At 69.9% G+C, this 20,549-nt stretch carries 20 protein-coding genes; 4 read left to right on the forward strand and 16 right to left on the reverse strand.

The genetic code is table 11. From position 1 onward, the window contains the following. Positions 1-34: 34 nt before the first annotated feature. The gene (locus tag OG966_RS27530) at positions 35-970 is read right to left on the reverse strand and encodes an AurF N-oxygenase family protein (RefSeq protein ID WP_326652562.1); all 936 of its coding nucleotides are present in this window, start codon (positions 968-970) and stop codon (positions 35-37) included. 198 nt (positions 971-1,168) lie between these two features. On the opposite strand from OG966_RS27530, the gene OG966_RS27535 reads away from it, so the two are divergent. Further along, positions 1,169-2,278 carry a ferritin-like domain-containing protein gene (locus tag OG966_RS27535; protein WP_326652563.1) on the forward strand — a complete coding sequence of 370 codons (1,110 nt, stop codon included), beginning with the start codon at positions 1,169-1,171 and terminating at the stop codon, positions 2,276-2,278. A 401-nt stretch (positions 2,279-2,679) separates the two neighbouring features. Here OG966_RS27535 and OG966_RS27540 read toward each other — a convergent pair whose 3' ends face one another. The 6 genes from OG966_RS27540 to OG966_RS27565 form a co-directional block, all read right to left on the reverse strand. Further along, positions 2,680-3,129 (reverse strand): DUF3291 domain-containing protein, encoded by a 450-nt coding sequence (locus tag OG966_RS27540; protein WP_326652564.1) that lies wholly within the window; start codon positions 3,127-3,129, stop codon positions 2,680-2,682. Then, complete coding sequence (locus OG966_RS27545; protein WP_326652565.1) at positions 3,126-4,175, reverse strand: amidase; 1,050 nt, start codon at positions 4,173-4,175, stop codon at positions 3,126-3,128. The genes OG966_RS27540 and OG966_RS27545 overlap by 4 nt, the downstream gene beginning before the upstream one ends. Before the next feature lie 4 nt (positions 4,176-4,179). Then, a complete protein-coding gene (locus tag OG966_RS27550) occupies positions 4,180-5,637 on the reverse strand; it encodes a penicillin-binding transpeptidase domain-containing protein (RefSeq protein WP_326652566.1) in 1,458 nt (485 codons plus the stop codon). Then, on the reverse strand, positions 5,634-7,013 hold the full coding sequence (locus OG966_RS27555) for an FtsW/RodA/SpoVE family cell cycle protein (protein WP_326652567.1): 1,380 nt from the start codon (positions 7,011-7,013) through the stop codon (positions 5,634-5,636). Before OG966_RS27555 ends, OG966_RS27550 begins: the two co-directional genes overlap by 4 nt. Before the next feature lie 338 nt (positions 7,014-7,351). Continuing rightward, positions 7,352-7,657 carry a zinc-ribbon domain-containing protein gene (locus OG966_RS27560; protein ID WP_326652569.1) on the reverse strand — a complete coding sequence of 102 codons (306 nt, stop codon included), beginning with the start codon at positions 7,655-7,657 and terminating at the stop codon, positions 7,352-7,354. Further along, positions 7,654-9,735 carry a PBS lyase gene (locus tag OG966_RS27565; protein WP_326652570.1) on the reverse strand — a complete coding sequence of 694 codons (2,082 nt, stop codon included), beginning with the start codon at positions 9,733-9,735 and terminating at the stop codon, positions 7,654-7,656. Before OG966_RS27565 ends, OG966_RS27560 begins: the two co-directional genes overlap by 4 nt. A gap of 114 nt (positions 9,736-9,849) precedes the next feature. Between OG966_RS27565 and OG966_RS27570 the strand changes: the two genes are divergently transcribed. Continuing rightward, entirely contained in the window at positions 9,850-10,650 is an 801-nt protein-coding gene (locus tag OG966_RS27570; RefSeq protein ID WP_326652571.1) for a nuclease-related domain-containing protein, read from the forward strand. A 74-nt stretch (positions 10,651-10,724) separates the two neighbouring features. On the opposite strand, the gene OG966_RS27575 is transcribed toward OG966_RS27570, so the two are convergent. The 3 genes from OG966_RS27575 to ligD form a co-directional block, all read right to left on the reverse strand. Continuing rightward, on the reverse strand, positions 10,725-11,156 hold the full coding sequence (locus OG966_RS27575) for a DUF4440 domain-containing protein (protein ID WP_326652572.1): 432 nt from the start codon (positions 11,154-11,156) through the stop codon (positions 10,725-10,727). 67 nt (positions 11,157-11,223) lie between these two features. Beyond that, positions 11,224-12,174, reverse strand: coding sequence for an ATP-dependent DNA ligase (locus OG966_RS27580; RefSeq protein WP_326652573.1), 951 nt, complete (start codon positions 12,172-12,174; stop codon positions 11,224-11,226). Further along, positions 12,171-13,046, reverse strand: coding sequence for a non-homologous end-joining DNA ligase (ligD, locus tag OG966_RS27585; RefSeq protein WP_326652574.1), 876 nt, complete (start codon positions 13,044-13,046; stop codon positions 12,171-12,173). The genes OG966_RS27580 and ligD overlap by 4 nt, the downstream gene beginning before the upstream one ends. A gap of 49 nt (positions 13,047-13,095) precedes the next feature. On the opposite strand from ligD, the gene ku reads away from it, so the two are divergent. Then, the gene (gene ku / locus OG966_RS27590; protein WP_326652575.1) at positions 13,096-14,250 is read left to right on the forward strand and encodes a non-homologous end joining protein Ku; all 1,155 of its coding nucleotides are present in this window, start codon (positions 13,096-13,098) and stop codon (positions 14,248-14,250) included. 39 nt (positions 14,251-14,289) lie between these two features. On the opposite strand, the gene OG966_RS27595 is transcribed toward ku, so the two are convergent. Beyond that, positions 14,290-14,892: a TetR/AcrR family transcriptional regulator gene (locus OG966_RS27595; protein ID WP_326652576.1), complete on the reverse strand. Its 603-nt coding sequence runs from the start codon at positions 14,890-14,892 to the stop codon at positions 14,290-14,292. Positions 14,893-14,937: 45 nt separating this feature from the next. Between OG966_RS27595 and OG966_RS27600 the strand changes: the two genes are divergently transcribed. Further along, entirely contained in the window at positions 14,938-15,840 is a 903-nt protein-coding gene (locus OG966_RS27600; protein ID WP_326652578.1) for a DUF2867 domain-containing protein, read from the forward strand. 18 nt (positions 15,841-15,858) lie between these two features. On the opposite strand, the gene OG966_RS27605 is transcribed toward OG966_RS27600, so the two are convergent. From OG966_RS27605 to OG966_RS27625, 5 genes are all read right to left on the reverse strand, one after another. Next, positions 15,859-16,212 (reverse strand): hypothetical protein, encoded by a 354-nt coding sequence (locus OG966_RS27605; RefSeq protein WP_326652579.1) that lies wholly within the window; start codon positions 16,210-16,212, stop codon positions 15,859-15,861. Positions 16,213-16,447: 235 nt separating this feature from the next. Next, positions 16,448-16,672: a DUF6296 family protein gene (locus OG966_RS27610; protein ID WP_326652580.1), complete on the reverse strand. Its 225-nt coding sequence runs from the start codon at positions 16,670-16,672 to the stop codon at positions 16,448-16,450. A 205-nt stretch (positions 16,673-16,877) separates the two neighbouring features. Continuing rightward, the gene (locus OG966_RS27615; RefSeq protein WP_326652582.1) at positions 16,878-17,315 is read right to left on the reverse strand and encodes a hypothetical protein; all 438 of its coding nucleotides are present in this window, start codon (positions 17,313-17,315) and stop codon (positions 16,878-16,880) included. A gap of 215 nt (positions 17,316-17,530) precedes the next feature. After that, a complete protein-coding gene (locus OG966_RS27620; protein WP_326652583.1) occupies positions 17,531-18,382 on the reverse strand; it encodes a sulfurtransferase in 852 nt (283 codons plus the stop codon). A 56-nt stretch (positions 18,383-18,438) separates the two neighbouring features. Then, positions 18,439-19,836, reverse strand: coding sequence for an MBL fold metallo-hydrolase (locus OG966_RS27625; RefSeq protein WP_326652584.1), 1,398 nt, complete (start codon positions 19,834-19,836; stop codon positions 18,439-18,441). Between the last annotated feature and the right edge of the window lie 713 nt (positions 19,837-20,549).

The following is a 20,549-nucleotide window of genomic DNA, read 5'->3' on the forward strand; positions in this document are numbered from 1 at the left end:
CACTGTTCGCCACCGTACGGGCCGACGACGAGGATCACGCCAGCAGGCCGGACGCCTTCCACAGCCTTCGGCCTGGTCCTCGCAGTACTCCGATGTCGTCCAGGAAGTCCGTGAGACGCTTCGCGCCCGACTGCATCACCTCGCGCCGGTGTCCGCTCGCCTTCACCTGGGCGACCGCCTCGCGCCGGTCCAGGCCGATGTTCGTGTACACCTGCGGATTGACGAAGCAGACGGAGAAGACACGCGCCGCCTCTCCGCTGGTGATCCGGGTGAGCTCCTGCTCCCAGCGTGGTGCGGTCACCATCTGACGCCGCAACTCCTCGCGGGCGTACCGCACATGCCGGGCCTCCTCCACCACATGGATACGGGTGACGCCGCGCACCAGCGTCTGCACGCGCTCGTCCGGGAAGGTCAGCCGCTGCATCCAGTCGAGGATCTCCTCGCCGAGCAGCGTCGCGGCGAACGAACCGGGAGTGGTCGAGACGGTCTTCAGCACGCGCGCCAGATTGTGGTACATCCGCGGCACCGGATAGGCCGGCGCCCCGCCCTTCTCGATCATCCTGGCGAACATCATCGAGTGCCGGCACTCGTCCGCGATCTCGGTGAGCGCGTACCGCACATGGCTGCTGGTCACGGACTTGTCGTAGATGTGGCGCACCAGCAGCTGCATCAGGATGATCTCGAACCAGATTCCGAGCGACGCGAGCGACGCGGCCTCGTGCCTGGCCAGATCCAGCCGCTGTTCCTCGGACATCCTGTGCCAGAGCGGGGTGTCGTAGAGGGAGAGCAGCTCCGGTGGCCAGAACCACTTGCCCTCCTCGACGGGAGACTCCCAGTCGAGCTCCTTGTCGGGGTCGAAGGAGTGCTTGGCGGAGGACTCGAGGAGCCGCTGGGCGACCTGTTCGCGGTCCCGGAGCGGGCCGAGTGCGTCACGGAGCAGTTGCACATCGCGTGGGGTCACGGTCGTCATTGCGGAGGGCACCTCACGAGTCGCATCGGGTCCGGGGCGCCCCCGGGACGGGCCGCGATCCGGGGGCACGCCTTATAAGACTCCATGTCAGTAAGGTCGTCAATCCCTTGCGTACGACTTGTTGACTCCTCGTCTACCAACGTGTGAGCCTGCCAAGTGTCCTTAAGTTCTACGGGATATGAGGCGAAGGAGCCGTCAGTGTCGACGCACGATCGCTATACGCACGCCCCGGAACACTCCCTCTGGCAGGTCCCGGCCTCAGGCGCGGCCCGCTTCAGCTGGGAGTACGAGGACGGCCGCGACCGCCTCCTCGCCCTGTACCAGAAGGGCAAGGACAAGCAGTGGGACGGCGCCAAGCGTATCGACTGGGACCTGGAGGTCGATCCGTACGATCCGCTGGGCACCCCCGACGAGGCACTCAGCCTCTACGGCTCCCGCCACTGGCCGAAGCTCACCGAGAAGGACAAGGGCGAACTGCGGCTGCACTACACCTCCTGGCAGTTCAGCCAGTTCCTGCACGGCGAGCAGGGCGCGATGGTGTGCGCGGCGCGGATCGTGGAGTCGGTCCCGGATCTGGACGCGAAGTTCTACTCCGCCACCCAGACCATGGACGAAGCACGGCACGCCGAGATCTACAGCCGTTTCCTGCACGAGAAGATCGGGATGCTCTACCCGATCAACGACAACCTCCAGGGCCTGCTCGGCGACACCCTGCGTGACTCCCGCTGGGACATGCCGTACCTGGGCATGCAGGTCCTCATCGAGGGCCTCGCGCTCGCGGCGTTCGGCCTGCTGCGCGACACCACGGACAAGCCGCTGCCCAAGCAGATCCTCGCGTACGTCATGCAGGACGAGGCCCGTCATGTGGCCTTCGGGCGGATGGCGCTGCGCGACTACTACAAACAGCTCAGCGACGCGGAGCTGCGCGAGCGCGAGGAGTTCGTCATCGAGGGCTGCTATCTGATGCGCGACCGGCTGAGCGGAGTGGAGGTCCTGGAGAACTTCGGCATCCCCAAGCAGGAGGCGGCCGAACTGTCCGAGCAGTCCGAATACCTGCAGCTTTTCAGGAAGCTGCTGTTCAGCCGGATCGTGCCGTGCGTCAAGGACATCGGGCTGTGGGGCGAGCGCTTGCAGAAGGCCTATCTGGACATGGGCGTCTTCGAGATGGGCGACGCCAACCTCGACCTCCTGATGTCCCAGGACGAGGAGATCGCCGAGCAGCTCGACCGCGAGCGTTTCGCGGCGGAGGAGCAGGCACGGGTGTCGGAGGTCGAGGAGGCGATCGCGGACGGCGCGCAGGGCTCGTAGACCACCGGCCCAGGAACCGGCGCACCGCACGGCCGCCGCCGCCGGCTCCTCGGGCAGCGTGGCGGCGTGGCGTCGATGTCCTCCGCCGTCGCCGTGGGGTGCTCGTCCGCGAGCCGCGTCAGCTCCTGGTCGGCGAGGCCCTTCGAGTACGCCTCCAGCAGCTCGCCGGACCTTTCCCTGCCGGGCATCGGCGGCTGCGGCCGCCGGGCCCGGACCAGCAGCAGCGGCCCCTGCACGCGGCGCGGTGCAGATGGTCAGCGCCGGAGAGCCAGTGGCCGGCGTCCACCACAGGCAGCTGAAGCCGGACCTCCCGTTCCCCGTCGACGCCCGTCCTCACCGCCGTCAACCGCCGGCGACTCAGGGGCACCACTCCCGGGGGCGCGGGGCCTGAGGCCGGCTGATCACTCCGCTCCCGGCGGGAACGACGTCCGCAGCGTGAACGCGTGTGGCGTCGGCCCCTGTTCGCGGAGGTGGACCAGGCGCTTCTCCGCCTCCTGAACTGTTGGGCGGTGGCCCGCCTCCACCCACCACAGTGTCGTCATCGCTTCCTGGACCCGCTCGAACCACTCGTAGCGGCGGCTCAGCAGCTCCCGGTGCTGTCCCTGGTACATGAACGCCGTCAGCGCGTCGGTGTCCCGCCACACCGACATGTTCACGATCAGCCAGTCGTCCCCGAACACCGGCACGTCCGTGGCATTGCCGGTGTCGCTCTTCAGCCGCCAGATGAAGCCGTCCGCCGCGTCGGCGACCGCGTTCACCGGGTCGAGGCCGTCGGTGAAATCCTTCAACTCCGTCGAATCCAGCGGGAATTTCAGTCGGGCTATGTTCACCTGGGCGAGTTCGAAGGTCATGGCCACACGGTATGTGCGCCCCGCTCCGCCGCCACCGCCATTTCGAGGAGTGAGATGTCCGTGCCACGCGCCGTCACCAGTTGCAGGCCGACCGGGCAGCCGTCGCTTGTGAAGCCGGCCGGGATGCTGGCCGCCGGATGGCCACTGAGATTGAATGCCCAGGTCAGTGCCGTGGAGTAGAGCTCGCCGGGGCCGTCGTGACCATGCGGGCGGCCCGGGGTCGCCGGAGTGAGCAGCAGCTCCGTGTCCGAGAAGAGCGCATCGAGCCGGCGGTCGTTCTCGCCGCGCACCGCCGCCCCCGCCGAAGGCTCCCCGCGTCGCACCGCCTCCCAGGCCTGCCGCGGGTCGAGGAGAGCGAACGGCCGCTCGTCCAGACGTACGGTTCCGGCCGCCGCCAGTCGTTTTGCCGCCGCCCGCGCCACCGACTCCACCTCCGGGTCCGTTCGCGCGAAGCCCAGGTCCGCGGACCAGCGCGCCCGTACCGGCAACTCCACCCGTACGTCCTCGTACCCGTCCAGCACACAGCGCAGAAAGGCCCGCGCGTCCGCCGCCGAGCGGGTCAGCACGCCCGCCGAGGCCAGACCCGTCCGGTCCGGGGACGGCAGCAGTCCGTTAGTGGTCTTCAGCCCGAACACTCCGCACCACGCCGCCGGGATCCGCACCGACCCGGCCCCGTCGCTGCCGGTGGCGAGCCCCACCATCCCCGCGGCGACCGCCACCGCCGAGCCGGCCGAGGAACCGCCCGGTGTACGGTCCGCACGCCACGGGTTGACCGTACGGCCGTGGGCACCCAGACCCCAGGTCTGCCAGTGCGTGCCGGGGACCGGCACCGCCGTCGAACCGACCGCCACCGCGCCCGCCGCGATCAGCCGCCGGGCCGTGTACGAATGGATGCCGGACCGTCCCTTGACGGCGAACGGCCGTCCGGTCAGCGGGAGTCCCGGGCCCGGCTCGCGGGCGAGCGCCTGCTCGGACCACACCTCGATGAAGGCGCACAGTTCAGGGTCGAGACGCCCGATCCGCTCCAGAGCTTCCACCACCGTCATACGATCAGTGTCGCAGCGCCGCCTCCATCACCGCCCGCGCGATCGGCGCCGCGCTGCCACCGCCGCTGATCTCGCCGCGCTCCGCGGAGGCCTCCTCGACGACCACCGCGACCGCGACCGCCGGCCGGGCCGCGTGGTCCGCCTGCGCCCAGGAGATGAACCAGGCGTACGGCGTACCGGCGTTGCCCATGCCGTGCTGTGCCGTACCGGTCTTGCCGCCGACCTGCGCCCCGTCGATCGCGGCCTTCGCGCCGGTGCCCTCCTCGACGACATCGATCATCAGCTGCTTGAGCTGCTGGGCCGTCGAGGGGGTCATCGCCCGGTGGTACGACTTCCGGCTGTGCCGGGAGACGGTGTCGCCGCCCGATGTGGTCACCCGGTCCACCAGATAGGGGTGTCTGATGTCGCCGCCATTGGCGACCGCGGCCGAGACCATCGCCATCTGAAGCGGCGTTGCCGAGGTGTCGAACTGCCCGATCGAGGAGAGCGCCAGCTGGTCGACGGTCATCCGGGTGTCGAAATTGGACGGCACCACGCCCGAAGGAATCCTCAGCCCGGGGTCGTTGAAGCCGAACCTCTCCACCGTGTCCAGCATTCCCTGCATTCCGATCCGCACCCCGAGATGCGCCATCACGGTGTTGCACGACCACTGGATGGCGTACGCGAGAGAGGCGTTGCCGCAGCCCGTCGCCTCATTGGGGAGCGTGGTCGAGGTGCCGGGCAGAACGTACGGATCGGGAGTGCCCGTCGGCGCCTCGACGTCGGTGACCACGCCGGCCTCCAGCGCGGCCGCGGCCGTGACAATCTTGAAGGCGGACCCTGGCGGATAGGTCTGCCGGATGGCCCGGTTCAGCATCGGCTGGACGCTCGAACCGTTCAGCCTGCTCCAGGCGTCGGCGACCTGCTTCCCGGTTCCCGAGAGCAGACCGGGGTCGTACGAAGGGCTGCTGACCAGCGCCAGGATCTTGCCGGTCGACGGCTCGATCGCCGCGACCGCGCCCCTTCTGTTGTTGAGGCCGCTGAACGCGGCCTGCTGCATCGAGGGCTTGATGGTGGTGACGACATTGCCGCCTGGCTGCTGCGTGCGGCTGAGGTTGTTCCAGTACGGGATCCGGGTGAGCAGCAGGGACGCACCGGAGAGGATGGAGTCCTCGGCGTTCTCGAGGAGCGTGGTGCCGTAGGTCTGCGAGGCGTAACCGGTGACGGGTGCGTACAACGGCCCTTGCGTGTAGGAGCGTTCGTAGCGCAGCTGCTCGCCGGTGTCGTTCGAGCTGGTGACCGCTCCGCCGCCGGCCAGGATGTCGCCACGCGGCTCGTCGTAACGGTCGATGATGAGGCGGCGATTGGCCGGATTGTTGTTGAGCGATCTGGCCTCGAAGACCTGCACACGAGCCGCGTTGACCAGCAACGCGGCCAGGAGCAGCAGACACAGGACGGCGGCCCGCCGGATGTAGCGGATCACCGCTCGCCCTCCAGGACCGGTGCGACGATCCCCGGTTCGACCGGCTCGGGCTGCGGCGCGCGGGCCGAGTCGCTGACCCGGATGAGCAGCGCCACGATGACCCAGTTGGTGACCACGGACGAACCGCCCTGCGCGAGGAAGGGCATCGCCATCCCGGTGAGTGGGATCAGACCCATCACGCCGCCCGCGATGACGAAGACCTGGAGCGCGAGGATCGAGGCGAGGCCGATGGCGAGCAGCCGTCCGAAGAGGTCGCGCAGCGACAGTCCGGCGCGGTAGCCGCGGGCCACCATCAGCGCGTACAGCAGGAAGACCGCGGTCAGGCCGGCCAGGCCGAGCTCTTCGCCCGCCGTGGCGAGGATGAAGTCGGACTTGGCGGCGAAGCCGATGAGGATGGAGTGGCCGAGTCCCATTCCGGCGCCGAGTGTCCCGCCGGCGGCGAAGGCGAAGAGTGACTGGGCGAGCTGGCCGGGGCCCTCACCGGCGTCGATGGTGGCGAAGGGGTTGAGCCAGTCCTCGACCCGGCTGTGGACATGCGGTTCCAGGGAGCTGACGGCGACCGCGCCGGCCGCGGCGAGCAGCAGCCCGACGGCGATCCAGCCGGTGCGGCCCGTCGCCACGTACAGCATGATCACGAAAAGCCCGAAGAAGAGCAGCGAGGTGCCGAGGTCCCGCTCGAGCACCAGAACGCCGACGCTGAGCAGCCAGATCGCGACGATGGGGCCGAGCACACGGCCGGTGGGCAGCTGGAGCTTCCAGATTCTGCGGCCGGTGTACGCAAGGGCGTTGTGGTTGGCGGCGAGATACGCGGCGAAGAAGACGGCGAGCAGGATCTTGGCGAACTCGCCCGGCTGGAAGGACAGTCCGCCGATCCGGATCCAGATCTTGGCGCCGTTCACGGCGGGAAAGAGGATCGGTAGGAGCATCAGCACCAGGGCCGCGACGACCGAGAGATACGCGTACCGCTGCAGAATCCGGTGGTCACGCAGGAAGATCACGACGCCGATGAAGAGGGCGACGCCGAGCGTGGACCAGATCAGCTGGGTCGGCGCGGCCGCGTTGTTCGGGGTCTCCAGGTCGAGACGGTAGATGAGCGCCAGGCCGAGGCCGTTGAGGAGAACCGCGATGGGCAGGAACAGCGGGTCGGCGTACGGGGCGCGGTAGCGGACGGCGAGATGGGCGAGGAGGGCCAGCACACCGAGGCCCGCTCCGTAGCGCGCGGCGTCCGGCGGTACGGCGCCGCCCTTTGCCAGGCCGACCTCGACATAGCCGTAGACGGAGATGAGGACGGCGCAGACGAGGAGCGAGAGCTCGACACCCCGCCGCTTGGGGAGGCGTAGATCGGGCGGGGGAGCGTCCGCCGTCGTTGCGGTCATGCCACGCAACGTAGCAAGACGCAAGCCTTATGTCCCTTTATGTCATAGGGCGTCGACGAAGAGTGGGCGGGAGAGTCGACGGAGCGTCAGTTCGCTACCGGTGCCGGGCGCGCAGCCGATGTTGGTGACGCGTCACTCCGCGTGCGGCTGGGCGGTGGGCTTCCCTGTCGTTCACGGACCGGTGTGTACTCGGGCAGCGTGAGCCGGACGACCGCACCGCCCGCGAAGGTCCCCGGCGGGCGGGCGCCCGGGATACGGCTCCGCTCCACCGGATCGGTGAAGAAGATGATGCCGCCGCCCCCGGTCCGCCCCGGCCCCGCCTGCCTTCCGGCCCGCCGTCAGTGCTGGTACGGCTGCTGTCCGGGCTGCTGCTGCGACGGCTGTCCGTACGCCTGACCGCCCTGCGCGCCCGCGCCCTGGATCTGCAGCTGCTCCGCACTCTCCTTGCTCACGCTCGCCTCCGCGCCGCAAAACGTGCACTGAGTCGCGTACTTCGTGGAGAACGGGAACAGTGGCACGAAGAACAGCGTGAATTTCGTGACGCGCTTCCTGAGCGTGTGCGCGGAGGGATTGCCGCAGTGTCCGCATACCAGCGTCAGTATCGCCAGCTGGTAGAGGTATCCCCGAGTGCCAAAGATGATCATGCTGTTGGTCCCTCCCTGGTAAGTGCCTGCCGGCACAGGGCCAGCAGCTTCTCGTCCGTAAAGATGTCATGGCTGCTGTATCCGCCGTCGATCGCGTTATGACGTCGTACGGATCCCAGCTCGCGGCGAAGTATTCGCTCGGCGCCCTCCACCCCGTCGGCCGTCAGCTCCGCCAGACATTCGGCCGTCGGCACGCGGGTGTTCGCCTGCCCCTCCCAGGCCGCCAGGAGCACCGGCCAAGGGCGCTCCGGGTTTCGCGTCACGCGCCACAGCGCGATCGCCGCGTCCACCCGGGTCCATGGCTCCGCCGCCCCCAGCAGTTCACCCAGCGCCGGAGCGGCCTCCGCGCCCGCCGCGCCCAGCGTGCCGAGCACCGTCGCCGCCGAACGCCGGGCCGCGGAGTCCGCCTCCGACAGTGCCGCTCGCAGCACCGGCAGTACGGCCCCCGCGTCACCCTCGATCGCCCAGAGCGCGCCTGCGGTCCGCGCCGCAAGGGCCGCCGAGCAGCCGCCGCAGCCCAGCATCGCGCGCAGATCCGGCACGGCTTCGCCCGCCGCCGGCCCGAACGCGGTGAGCGCCCGCAGCACCGACTCGGTCAGCCACTCCTTGCGGTACTCCGGCGCGCCCCGCAGGATGCGCAGCACCTCGGGCACCGCGTCGGCGGCCCGCAGCGCGGTCAGTCCGTACAGCAGCGGTCCCGCCCGGTCGTGGAGCCGGTCGTCCAGCTCCATCTCGCCGAGGCTGCGGCGCAGCACGGGTGCGAGCGGTGCGGCCGCCGCCCCCAGATGGTCGAGCGCGTACCCCAGATCGTGCGGCGCCTCGGGCAGCTCCAGCGCCCGCGCGAGCACCGGCACCGCACGCCGGTCGCCCGCCCGTGCCAGCGCCTTGACCGCGCTGCCGAGCGACGGCGGTCCGCCCGCCCACTCCCGCACCCAGGCCGCGGGGTCCGCGGCGACCCGGTCCGCAAGCGCGTCAGTGGCGGGCCCGGCGAGCGAGAACAACTCCTCCAGCGCGTCGGCGGCCGCCTCGGCCAGCCGTGGCTCCGGGTCGGCGAGTTGCTCCCCGATCAGGCCGACCAGCTCCTCGTACGCACCGCGCCAGGTCCGCAGCAGTCCGCTGCTCATCCGCACGGCGTCGATCCGCTGCCCCCAGTCGGGGCTGCACAGCTGATCGGTCAGCAGGGCTGTCCGGTCCTCGACACGATCGCCGAGACCGGAGTGCAGCGTACGGAGCAGATCCGCGGTCCAGGGGGCGTGGCGGCCGGCCGTATCCGCCTCGTGGCGCTCGCGCAGCTGCCCGATGAGTGTCGGCGTCGACGGTCGTTCGGCGGCCTGAGCCGTCACCACCGGCTCGGCGCGCAGCTCGCGCAGCAGGCCTGCCACGCTCGGTACGACATCGGACGGCAGCTCCCCCGGCGCGCAGCGGGCAAGCTGCGCGAGCGCGGCAAGCCGCAGCCCCGGGCCGTACGACACCCGGGTCAGGCCGGAGAGCCACTCCACCACCTCGGGCACCAGATACTCGTGCCGCAGGGCTATCCGGCCCGCGGCTTCGACGCAGGCGAACCGCACCTCCGCGTCCGGCTCCACGCCCAGCCGGTCGCGCAGCAGACCGAGCACCAGCTCCGGATCGTCGTGCAGCGTGGCGAGCGCGAGCGGCGCGGCGAGCCGCACCCCGCGGTCGTCGGCGTCGACCAGTCCGAGGAAGGCGTCCGCGCCTGCGGTCACGGCCGACGCGGCCATCGCGTAGTTCGCGGCGTACTCGAACTCCTCGTCGTCCGGGTCGAGTTCGTCGTCGCCGTCCAGATCGATGCCGCCGATGCTGGTCAGCAGCTCTACGATGCCGCCCCGGTCCTGGACCGCCGGATTCGTCACGAGCTCCAGAAGGAACGGGATACAGGCGAGCGTCGAGTCGTACACATCGCCCTGGTGGTGCACCGCCCCGTACATCCCGTCGAGCGCCGTCTCGCGCTCCGCCGGGTCCGCGGAAGCCAGTCCGCGCAGCATTTCCGGCACATCGTCCGCCGGGCCGTAAGCATGCCCCAGTGCGGCCCACTCGACCTCGTCGATCCCCCCGAACACGCTTGCCCCCTCCCAAGAACTGTGCGCTTGGGGAGAGTGTGCACCACTGCCCGGACATCGCGGGGTTATTGCCCCGAAGGCTGTGGGCTGTTCCCATGGTCGGGGGGTGATGGCATGACGGGACTGCGCGTCACACCGGCACGCGAGCAGGGCCGGGACCGGTTGTACGTCAGCCTGCCGAACGGCCGGAGCGTGGCCTGGTACGACCGGGACAGCGGCCGGGTGAGCCTGGTCTCCGACCGCCACCGCGCCGATGTGCTGGCAGCCCTCGCCCCGTATCTCACCGACGATGTCACCGTCGGTCCGCCGCCCGTCCCCACCTCCGCCGACCTTGCCAGGCTGTTTCTGCGCCCCGACGACGATCTGGCCCCCAACCGCCCCGGCGAGGCGCTGCAGGCCGAACTGGACCAACTCCCCGCCGGGCACCGTTTCCGCCAGGATCCGCGCCGCGCGGAACTCGCCGCGCACCAGCTGCTGGGCGGCGAGCTCGACCGGCTGGAGGCCGCGGGCTGGCGGATCCTGCACTCGGTTCCGCTGCCCGGCACCGAGCACATCGACCATCTGGCCATCGGGCCCGCCGGGGTGCTGGCCGTGCACACGCTCCAGGCCCGGCGGCTGCGGGTGCGGATCGCCGACCCCATGGTCCGGGTCGGCCGTGGCGAACCGGTTCCCCGGCTCCGGCTGGCCCGCCGCCGGGCCGAGCGTGCCGCGCTCGCGCTGACGGCCGCGGTGCGCCCGGTGCTCGCCGTGGTCGCGGCTGCGCGGCTCGACGTCATGCCCGCGCCGCCGGACGTAAGGATTCTGCGGGACGACGAGGTGCCCGCGCTGACCAGGCTCGGCGGCGTACTGAAGCCCGCGGACATCGAGGCGCTGTACGCGACGGCGCGCGACCGTCGCACCTGGCTGCGCGCCTGACGCCGCGTCGCATCAGCAGCCGACGGCCGCCCACCGTCGGCCGTCGGCTGCCGGCGGTGGTCAGCGGCCGGTGGTCAGCGGAGGTTGTCGCCCCAGCCGCTCTGGAGCATGGTCTGGAACGCCCACTTCCCGTCCCGCCTGATCAGAATGTCGGCGTACCGCAGCTGCTGCGTCTGTCCGGCCGCGGTCATGGTGGAGTCCGTGAAGACGACGGCCATCGCGGGGGAGAGGAAGACGGGTGTACGCGTCGACTCGAAGGTGATGTCGTCGCTGCCGTCACCCATCACCTGGCTCATCGTCTCGATGAACTGCTGCCGGTCCCACTGCGCGGAGGCGCCATCTCCCGCCGAGTCGTCGCTGACCAGGTTGAGCGGGAAGACGGCCAGGTCCGCCATGCGCTCGATCTCGCGCTTGGCGCTGTGCGCGTCGTACGCGGCGAACCACGCCTCGATACTCGCCAGTTCTGCGGGGGTAGCGGTGTATCCGGTATCGGGCAGAAAGGTCACGCCGTCTCCTCTTCACGTTTGACTACTCGAGGAAGGTATCCCCAGGTCGCCAACTAGTCAAACTTGATTAATTCTCTTGCTGACCCTGGCTCGGATCCCGATCCCGATCCCGATCCCGATCCTGGGGGAGCCGCAGCCGCAGCACCGTGGTGACTGTGTGCCGCGTCGTCCCTTGTTCCACCTCGGCCGTCACTCCGGGCCCGACGGTCCGGTACGCGACCTCGCCCACGCCGGTCGCCGTCGCCGTTCCGGTCCCGCCGGTCACCCGCCCCTCCAGCGCGGCCGCCGCCTGGGCGCGCAGTGCCGGAGCGAGCGGACTCGACACCACCGGGACGGGGTCGTCCGCCACGGCCAGCACCAGCGCGGACGGCCGCGCCGGAGGGCCGGTGAAGCCGATGACCGCCGCGTCGCGCGCGTATGTGTGCCGAACCTTCAGCCACGCACGCGTGCCGCTCCGGTAGGTCTGGTCGAGGCGCTTGACCACCAGCCCCTCGACGCCGATCGCGGGCAGGGTCTCGAACCAGGTGGCCGCCTCCTCGGCGTCCAGGGTCATCGGCACGGCCTGCAGCGGCGGACCGAGCGGGGCGAGCAGCGCGACCAGCCGCGCGCGCCGTTTCTCGTACGCCAGCCGCCGCAGATCCTCGCCGCCTTCGGCGAGCAGATCGAAGGCCGCGTAGGAGGCGGGCAGCCGGCGCGCGAGAGTGGGCGCGCGCTTGGCTGTGGCGGTCGCCCGCTTCTGTACGGCGGCGAAGTCCGTACGGCCCTCCGTCCACACCACCACCTCGCCGTCCAGAACCGTGCCGTCCGGCAGCTGCCGTGCCGCATCCTCGAGATCGGGGAAGGCGGAGGTGATGATCCGGCCCGACCGGGCCTGGAGCACCACCTTCCCGCCGGTCCGGAAGATCACCATCCGGTGGCCGTCGAACTTGGGCTCGTACGCCAGGCCGTGGCCGCGCGGCAGTACGCTCACCGATTCGGCGAGCGCCACCTTCAGCGGGGGCGTCGGCGCGCCGCTCATGGCAGCGGCCTGGCCTGCTCGGGATCGACGAGCGGGCCGAGCAGATCTCCGTACCGCGCCAGCCGTGGCGCGATGTCGCCGATCCGGAACGCGAGGTTCTGCTGTTCCTCGACCTCTTCCCAGGTCACCGGCGCGGAGACGGTCGGCTCGACGCGGGCGCGCAGTGTGTAGGGCGCCGCGGTGGTTTTCGCGGCGGCGTTCTGGCTGTGGTCGACGAAGACCTTCCCGGGCCGCAGGGAGCGGGCCATCCGGTGCAGGATCAGCCCCGGAAGTGCGGCCTCGCCCTCGACGGCCAGGCTCTTCGCGTACGCGGAAACCTCCTCGGAAGGTGTGTGCGTCACCGGCACGAGGACGTGCAGCCCCTTGGAACCCGAGGTCTTGGCGTACGAGTGCAGGCCGTCCGCCGCCAGTCGCTCGCGCAGCCACAGTGCCACCGCGCAGCACTCGGCGATCGTCGCGGGCGCGCCCGGGTCGAGGTCGAAGACCATACGGTCGGCGACCGCCGGCTCGTCCGCCTGCCACTGGGGCGTATGGAACTCCACGACGAGGTTCGCGGCCCACATCAGTGACGGCAGGTCCTGGATGACGACCTGCCGCGCGTTCTTGTCCTCCGAGCGGGGTACGGCGGTGGTGCGCACCCAGGACGGCGTACCGGGAGGCGGGTTCTTGGTGAAGAACAGCTGCCCGTCCGGCCCGTCCGGGTAGCGGAGGAAGGACACCGGACGGTTGGCGAGATGCGGGAGGATCGCGTCCGCCGTGCTGGCGTAGTAGTGCAGGATCTCGCCCTTGGTGGTTCCGGTGGCGGGGTAAATGACTTTTCCCAGGTTGCTGAGCGCCAGGCGTCGCCCCTCCACTTCCGTGATCGGCGTCATACGATGAGAATCCCATGAATCCCTCTATTTCGGATGAAAGGGATGAAACGTGCGATCCATATGGAACGGCGCGATCTCCTTCGGCCTGGTCAGCATCCCCATCAAGCTGGTCAACGCCACCGAGAACCACTCCATCTCGTTTCGCCAGATCCACACCGCCGACGGCGGCCGGATCCGCTACCGCAAGGTCTGCGAACTGGAGGAGAAGGAAGTGACCGCCGCCGAGATCGGCAAGGCGTACGAGGCCGCGGACGGAACCCTCATCCCGATCACCGACGAGGACCTGGCCTCGCTACCGCTGCCCACGGCGAAGACGATCGAGATCGTCGCCTTCGTGCCGGCGTCGTCGATCGACCCGCTCCAGATGGACGCCGCCTACTACCTGTCCGCCAACGGTGTCCCGGCCGTCAAGCCGTACATACTTCTGCGCGAGGCACTCAAGCGGAGCGAGAAGGTCGCAGTCGCCAAATTCGCGCTGCGCGGCCGGGAGCGCCTGGGAGTGCTGCGCGTCGTCGACGATGTGATCGCCATGCACGGCCTTCTCTGGCCGGACGAGATCCGCAGCACCGAGGATGTCGCGCCGGACGCGCAGGTGACCGTCCGGGAGGCCGAACTCGACCTGGCCGACGCGCTGATGGACACTCTCGGCGAGGTCGACCTGGACTCGCTGCACGACGACTACCGGGCGGCGGTCGAGGCCATGATCGCGGCGAAGGCGGAGGGCGGTGTGGTGCCCGAGGAGGTGCCCGCGGAGCCCGGCGGCGGCAAGGTCATCGACCTGATGGCCGCGTTGGAGAACAGCGTGCGTGTGGCGAAGGAGGCGCGGGGCGAGGAGGGCCGGGAGGTCGCCGAGGTTACTCCGATCAAGGGGCGCAAGCGGGCGGCGGCCGCGCCGAAGCCGGGGGGTGCCGACACGAAGAAGTCCACGGCGGCGGCGAAGAAGACGGCGCCGAAGAAGACGGCGCCGAAGAAGACGGCGTCCGGTGCCGACAAGTCCACGGCCGGCAAGTCCACAGCCACCAGGTCGACGACCGCCAAATCCACGGCGAAGAAGACGTCCGCCACCAAGTCCGCGGCCACCAAGTCGACGGCCACCAAGTCGACGACGGCCAGGTCCACGACGGCCGGGTCGGCGGCGGAGAAGTCCACGGCGAAGAAGTCCACGGCCAAGAAGGCCACCGCGAAGAAGCGCGCCACGGCCTGATCCCGGTCCGGCCGCGGGCCGAGTGGGCCGCGGCCGGACTTATGCGCGACGCAGCAGGTTGTCGATGACGGACTCCAGATAGTCGCCGCGCTCGGCCCCCACGGGGAGGGCCTGTGGTACGGCGTGGCTCAGCTGGGTGTGTCCGAGATAGCTGGTGTACGCGAGCAGCCCGCGCTGCCGGGCCTGGTCCGGCGGGAAACCCAGTTCCTCGAAGAGGCGCGCCACGTAGCCGACCCGGCGCTCCGTCACTCGCCGCAGTACAAGCGCGACTTGGGGATGAGCGGCGGTGGCGAGCAGGGAGACCTCGAGGGGATCCTCGGCGGCCGAGGCGGTGACCCTGGCGAAGAGGCTACGCAGCCGCTTCTCGGGGTCCGGTTCGGACTCCATGGCGGTGATGATCTCCTCGGTGCAGATCTCCTCCCACCGGCCGAGCGCGGCTCCGATCAGCGCTTCGCGGTTGGTGAAGTGCCAGTAGAAGCTGCCCTTGGTCGTCCCCAGCCGGGCGGCCAGCGGCTCCACCGCGACGGCCGCGAGCCCGCGCTCACTGATGGCGGCGAGCGCCGCGTCGGCCCAGTCGCGCGCCGAGAGTCTCTTGCGTCCCGGTCCCGGCTGCCGTGCCCGCTCTGCCTGTGCCATGTCCATACGCTACCGTATGGTGAAACATACGCCACCGTACGGAGGTGCGGGATGCGCTCGGTCCGGAACGTCCATGAACGCGTAATTCAGGCCTCGCCGGGGGTGGTCGGCGCCCTGCTCGACCGCGTCTCCTCCCAGGACGACCCGCTCAGCCCGAGCCCCGTCTGGCCGCCGATACGCTTCGACGGCCCGCTCGCCGTCGGCGCGAACGGTGGCCACGGCTTCGTCCGCTACTCGGTGAGCGCGTACGACCGGGGCCGTAGCGTCCGATTCGACTTCGCGCCGCCGTCCAACGGCTTCCACGCCCTCGCCGTAGAACCGCTGGACGCGGACCGCTGCCGTGTGCGGCACGTGCTCGAACAGGAGCAGGGACTCAGGTCATCGCTGCTCTGGACCCTGGTGATCCGCCCGCTGCACGACACGATGGTCGAGGAGCTCATCGACAACATCGAGCGCGCCGCGTCCCCGGCCGGCCTGCCCCGCCCGTACCGCTGGTCCCGGTGGGCACGTCTGATGCACCGCATGATCTGGGACCGTCCGACCGCGACGGATGTGCCGCGTGAGGCCGAACTTGCCCATCAGGCTTTTGCCGCCCCGGACTTCACCGACGCATGGCAGCTTTCCCTGGCCCCGGGCATGCCCCGCGATCCCGAGGCCTGGCGCGGCGTTCTCCCCTTTGCGGTCCGGGCGACGGCCTCGAACGAGCTCCTGCTGGGCGAGGACGCGAGCCACCTGGACTTCCGCGCCTCGGTCCTGATCGCCGACGACAAGGTCACGCTCACCACGGTGGTGAAGACCCACAACCGGCGCGGCAGGCTCTACTTCGCGGTGATCCGTCGCTTCCACCCGGTCATGTCCCGTCTGATGCTCCGCCGCGTTCACCGCCGCCTGGCCTTCTCGGCGCCGCCGGCCTCGGCAAGGACGGCACCGGCGAGGACGGCACCGGCGAGGTGACATGGAGTGCCGGACGGCTCAGGACCCCGGAGCGTGCACAGCGACGACGTGGCCTTGCGCATCGACCGTGAGTGCGACCCGCTCGACCCTGTTCACCACGGTGAGCACGGCCCACACAACGACCCACAGGAAACAGGTGACGAGGCTGAGGATGGCGTGCAGCACATGGTTCACCGGCTCGCCACGGACCATGACCGCCTGCGTCTCCGAGCGGGATTCGACACGCCATCCGCTGGCGATCCGCTGATTCACCGCCCAGTCGAGGATGAGGCGCCGCCGCGTCTCGTCGGGCGTGCTCTCTTCCGCTCCGAAGTAGCCGGGTGGGGGCTGCAGTGGTTCCGCCCACCGGGCCGGCACCTTGCGCGGGTTCATGAGCTCACCTCCAGAGGGGGCCTGCACCGTCCGGCGCCCGCCGGACCGCCCGCGTGGGCAGGGTCGGCGGGCGTGACCGGAGTGGTCTTACGGCCGGCGGCCGGCGGACCCGTCGAACGAGTCGTGACCGTGCCGTCGACGGCCGCGCCCTGAGCGACCGCGCCAGTCGACGACCACTCGGTCAGCCGGGCGGCCGTGCCGTCAACCGACCGACCGTGTCAGTCGAGTGGCCGTGTCAGTCGAGTGGCCGCGCCGTCGGAGTTCCGGGCGCTTGATGTCCTCCACTGGCCACCATCCGTACCTCACCTCGGTCGCTGATCTCGGCGCGCACGATCCCCGTCTCGTCCTCGTAGATCGGATATCCGCCCGCTCCCGCTCTCTCGGTGCGCCGGACGATCACGACGTCGTCCTCCACGGCGGACGCCTGAAATATCAGCTCGTACCTTTCCGGGTAATCCATAGGGCCTCCCGACAAGGCTCGGCAGGGGCCTGGAGCGTCGCTCCGCGTCTTGCCGCTGCCCCGCCTCTCCATGGTCGCCCACGCTCGCCCACCGCGCCTCAGGAGCGGCCCGGACCGGCCAGGAGCCCGCGACTGCCGCAGCCTGCGAGGCTGCCCGACACTCATGGGCAGCCTCGCGGCGCAGCACTACCGGCGTGCGGCGCTGCTAGCGCGGAACACCGTCACGGATCGAGAGCCACTGGCTCCACGAGGAACAGTTGATCCAGCCGATGTCGTTGCTGTAGTCCCGGTGGCACACCTTGATGCGGACATAGCCGCTCTCGGCCATGTCGTAGTTGCAGGCCGTCACGCCGTTCTGGGCGCCGTTCGTGTCCTTGCACTCGCCCGAGCGGCCGTAGTCGGTCTCCCAGCGGGTAACCGTGCTCGCCCCGTCGAACTTGAAGTCGTTGGCGCCGATGTAGTCGCCGTCGTACGCGAAGTAGCCGTATCCCATCCCGTCGCTGGTCCTGACCTCGCCGGGCCAGGACGGCCAATTGGGCTCGGCCTGGGCGGGGGTTGCCACGAGGACGGTGCATGCTGCCGCGGCGAGCGTCCCTATGATCCGCTTCTTCACTCCTGCGCTCCACTTCTTCGTTTCATCCACTGCTTGACCATGGCGGCTACGTGAGCCGTCCAAGATCAACCGGATGATAACGATCAACGTGTCGCGCGTATACATGGAACGATCACATGTGGGTATCGGCCCCTGGAGTCAGGGGAGTTGGCCCCGCGAGGGCGAACTCCGGGCTCGGCAGTCCGGTCAAGTACTACCGGAACACACCTTGTCGACGAGGTCGATCAGGGCCTTGATCTCCTGCGTCACCCCATCTCGACAGGAGCGCGCACGAGCGAGCCGTATTCCGTCCAGGACCCGTCGTAGTTCTTGACGTCCGGGTAGCCGAGCAGCTCGTGGAGCGCGAACCAGGTGTGCGAGGAGCGTTCTCCGATACGGCAGTAGGCGATGATCTCGTGATCCGGCGTGATGCCCTTCCGGGCATAGAGTTCCTTCAGTTCGTCGGCCGATTTGAAGGTCCCGTCATCGTTGGCCGCCTGCGCCCAGGGGATGTTGGCCGCGCCGGGGATGTGGCCGGGCACCTGCGCCTGCTCCTGCGGCAGGTGCGGGGGCGCCAGCTGCTCGCCCCGGTACTCCTGCGGGGACCGTACGTCGACCATGCGAGCGGCGGACCCCGGACTCTCCAGCACTTCACCGCGCAGCGCGCGGAACTGCGGGTTCTCCTGTCCCGTCACCGTGAAGCCGGTGCGCCGACGGTTCACGACCTCCTGGCTCATCCCGCGGCCTTCCAGCTCCCACTTCTTCCGGCCACCGTCGAGCAGCTTCACCTTGTTGAAGCCGCGCAGCCGCAGGATCCAGTAGGCGTACGCCGCGAACCAGTTGTTGTTGCCCCCGTACAGCACCACGGTGGTGTCGTCCTCCACGCCGGCCGCGGCCAGCAGCTGCCCGAGCGCGTCCACGTCCAGGTAGTCCCGGCCCACGGCGGTGTGCAGGTCCTTGGTCCAGTTCCAGCCGACGGAGCCTGGGATGTGGCCCTTTTCGTACGCGGTGGTGTCCTCGTCCACGTCGATGACGCGCACCGTTCCGTCGTCGAGGCGGGCGGCCAGCCACTCGGTGTCCACCAGTGTCTCGGGGTGGGCGTAACCGTTGCGGCCCATGATCTTCTCCTCTTCTCATGCGTATGGCGCGCTGAGGCGTGTTCTCGTGCCTGTTGTCATGCCCGTTCTCGTGCCTGTTCTGATGCGTGTGCCGCCAGGTCCCCCACGCCACCGCTGACCACCGCCGTCACGGGGATCCCGGCCCGGTCGAGCAGGCTCGCGGCGATGGTCGCCCGGCGTCCGCTCCCGCATATAGTCCAGATCTCGCGGTCCCTGGGCATCTCGCCGAGCCGCCTGGGCATCTCGCCGAGCCGCCTGGGCAGTTCGGCGAGCGGCACGGCGATCGTGCCCGGGATTCCGCCCTCGGGGTGCTCCGGCCGTACGTCGAGCACCCGCCGTTCGGCGACGTGCCCGGCCAGTTCGAGCACGTCGGCGGTACGGAAGGAACGCAGCGGGCGGCCGGCTGCCCGCCAGGCGTCGACACCACCCGCCAGATAGCCCGCGACGTTCTCGTATCCGATCCGCAGCAGCTGGATCACCGCCTCGTCGGCCGCCTCCTCGGCAGGCTCCGGCAGCACCAGCGCCAGGCGGGTGCCGAACGGCACGATCTCGCCGACCAGGCTCGCGTAGCGGTCGTCCAGCTCGTCGCAGAGCGATCCGGGCAGATGGCCCGCGGCGAAGGTTCTGCGGTCGCGGCCGTCGACGATCTGCGCGCCGCCCCCGACCAGGCCCTCCACCACGCTCGGCGTGAGCGGCCGGAGCGTGGGACGGCCGCCGAGTACCTCCGGTCCGGACCGGTTGAGTGGTGCCATGTAGTGGTAGTAGGCGGGATACGGCGGTAGGCCATACAGCCGTTGGCTGACGAACTTCTCCTCGTCCTGAACGGTCAGCGTGGGGTTGGTACGCCGCTCGGCGCCCATGGTGGTCGTCCTGTCCCCCGACACCGGCCCGGCCGCGCAGGAACTGCCCGCTCCGTGCGTCGGCAGCACCCGGGTGGCGTCCGGCAGGAGCGAAAGCCGCCTCAGCGAACGGAACTGCGCCCTGGCCAGCTCCTCCGTGCGGTCGTCACCGGACAGGTCCGTACGGCCCGCGCCGCCGACGAGCAGACTGCCTCCGGTGAAGACGGCCGTCGGCGACCGTCGGGTGTCGTCGAGAACGAGGTACGACGTGTGCTCTGCCGTGTGCCCGGGCGTCTCCATCGCCCGCACGGTCACGTCGCCGACCACGATCTCGTCGTCCTCCGCCAGCGGCAGATGATCGAAGGCATACGGCGCGCGGGCCGGGCCGGCCACGGTGGCGCCGGTCGCCGCGCGGACCTCCAGCGCACCCGAGACGTAGTCGTTGTGCACATGCGTCTCCAGGACGTAATGGATCCGCACCCCCCTGGACGTACAGGACTCCATCAGTCCCCAGCTGTCCCGCTGCGGGTCGACCAGCGCGGCCTCGTCGCCGCTGACGAGGAGATAGCTGGTGTCACCGAGCGATGCCGTGGTCATGATCTCGATCTCGCTCATGTTCCGTCACCCTGCCGTGCTCGCTGTTCTTGAGGCGCTCGTACGACGATCACCCGGACGCTGTGCGCCGGCGTGTCGTCCGAGGCACGCCGATGTGGTCGCGTACGCCGATGTCGTCGCGTACGAGGAAGGCACCCACGGGTGTGTGACGGTCGCGGCCGACCGGGCGCTGTACGGGTCGGCCGTGACGGTCTCGGGTGCCCGGGTCGTGGCAGCCGGCCCGGGGGGAATTGCCGGTGCGGTCATTGGCGGCACCTTCCGTCGGGCTCATTGCGAGCGCGACGAGGCTTGCTTCCAGCCTACGTACGGGGCTGGGACGGGCATGGCCCAAGAAATTCTGACAAACGCCTTGACTAGTTCGAAATACGGAGGAGACTAACAAATACACCGGACAACCGGAAAGAGCCACGCGGTCTGTGGAGACGTCCAAAGGTCAGAGCGACTCTTGTCCCGGCTCTGGCCAGGCCCCCGGCAGATTCTGTCGGTGAGGGAGCCAGCAGCGACGACTGAGACTCTCGGCATCGACAAGGACCGCCGGGGACTGCATGTCCGCGGCCCGGTTTCGCGGTGCCGCGCTGCTCGGAGAGCCAGTGCGTGCAATCCGTCTGGCTCATCTGAATGCAGCGCGAGTCGTCCACCCCTCCAGCCGCGGGGGGAGTCAGTGACCTCGGTGATGGGATCTCCCGTGATCACTCGCGTGCGTAGGCAGCCAC

The organism is Streptomyces sp. NBC_01750 (genome assembly GCF_035918095.1).
Lineage (GTDB): Bacteria > Actinomycetota > Actinomycetes > Streptomycetales > Streptomycetaceae > Streptomyces.

Excerpts from the sequence above, each read along its gene's own strand:
- OG966_RS27530 (WP_326652562.1), bottom strand. The coding sequence starts at position 970 with ATGACGACCGTGACCCCACGCGATGTGCAACTGCTCCGTGACGCACTC.
- OG966_RS27540 (WP_326652564.1), bottom strand. The coding sequence starts at position 3,129 with ATGACCTTCGAACTCGCCCAGGTGAACATAGCCCGACTGAAATTCCCG.
- OG966_RS27545 (WP_326652565.1), bottom strand. The coding sequence starts at position 4,175 with ATGACGGTGGTGGAAGCTCTGGAGCGGATCGGGCGTCTCGACCCTGAA.
- OG966_RS27555 (WP_326652567.1), bottom strand. The coding sequence starts at position 7,013 with ATGACCGCAACGACGGCGGACGCTCCCCCGCCCGATCTACGCCTCCCC.
- OG966_RS27560 (WP_326652569.1), bottom strand. The coding sequence starts at position 7,657 with ATGATCATCTTTGGCACTCGGGGATACCTCTACCAGCTGGCGATACTG.
- OG966_RS27570 (WP_326652571.1), top strand. The coding sequence starts at position 9,850 with ATGACGGGACTGCGCGTCACACCGGCACGCGAGCAGGGCCGGGACCGG.
- OG966_RS27580 (WP_326652573.1), bottom strand. The coding sequence starts at position 12,174 with ATGAGCGGCGCGCCGACGCCCCCGCTGAAGGTGGCGCTCGCCGAATCG.
- ligD (WP_326652574.1), bottom strand. The coding sequence starts at position 13,046 with ATGACGCCGATCACGGAAGTGGAGGGGCGACGCCTGGCGCTCAGCAAC.
- OG966_RS27595 (WP_326652576.1), bottom strand. The coding sequence starts at position 14,892 with ATGGACATGGCACAGGCAGAGCGGGCACGGCAGCCGGGACCGGGACGC.
- OG966_RS27600 (WP_326652578.1), top strand. The coding sequence starts at position 14,938 with ATGCGCTCGGTCCGGAACGTCCATGAACGCGTAATTCAGGCCTCGCCG.
- OG966_RS27605 (WP_326652579.1), bottom strand. The coding sequence starts at position 16,212 with ATGAACCCGCGCAAGGTGCCGGCCCGGTGGGCGGAACCACTGCAGCCC.
- OG966_RS27610 (WP_326652580.1), bottom strand. The coding sequence starts at position 16,672 with ATGGATTACCCGGAAAGGTACGAGCTGATATTTCAGGCGTCCGCCGTG.
- OG966_RS27620 (WP_326652583.1), bottom strand. The coding sequence starts at position 18,382 with ATGGGCCGCAACGGTTACGCCCACCCCGAGACACTGGTGGACACCGAG.
- OG966_RS27625 (WP_326652584.1), bottom strand. The coding sequence starts at position 19,836 with ATGAGCGAGATCGAGATCATGACCACGGCATCGCTCGGTGACACCAGC.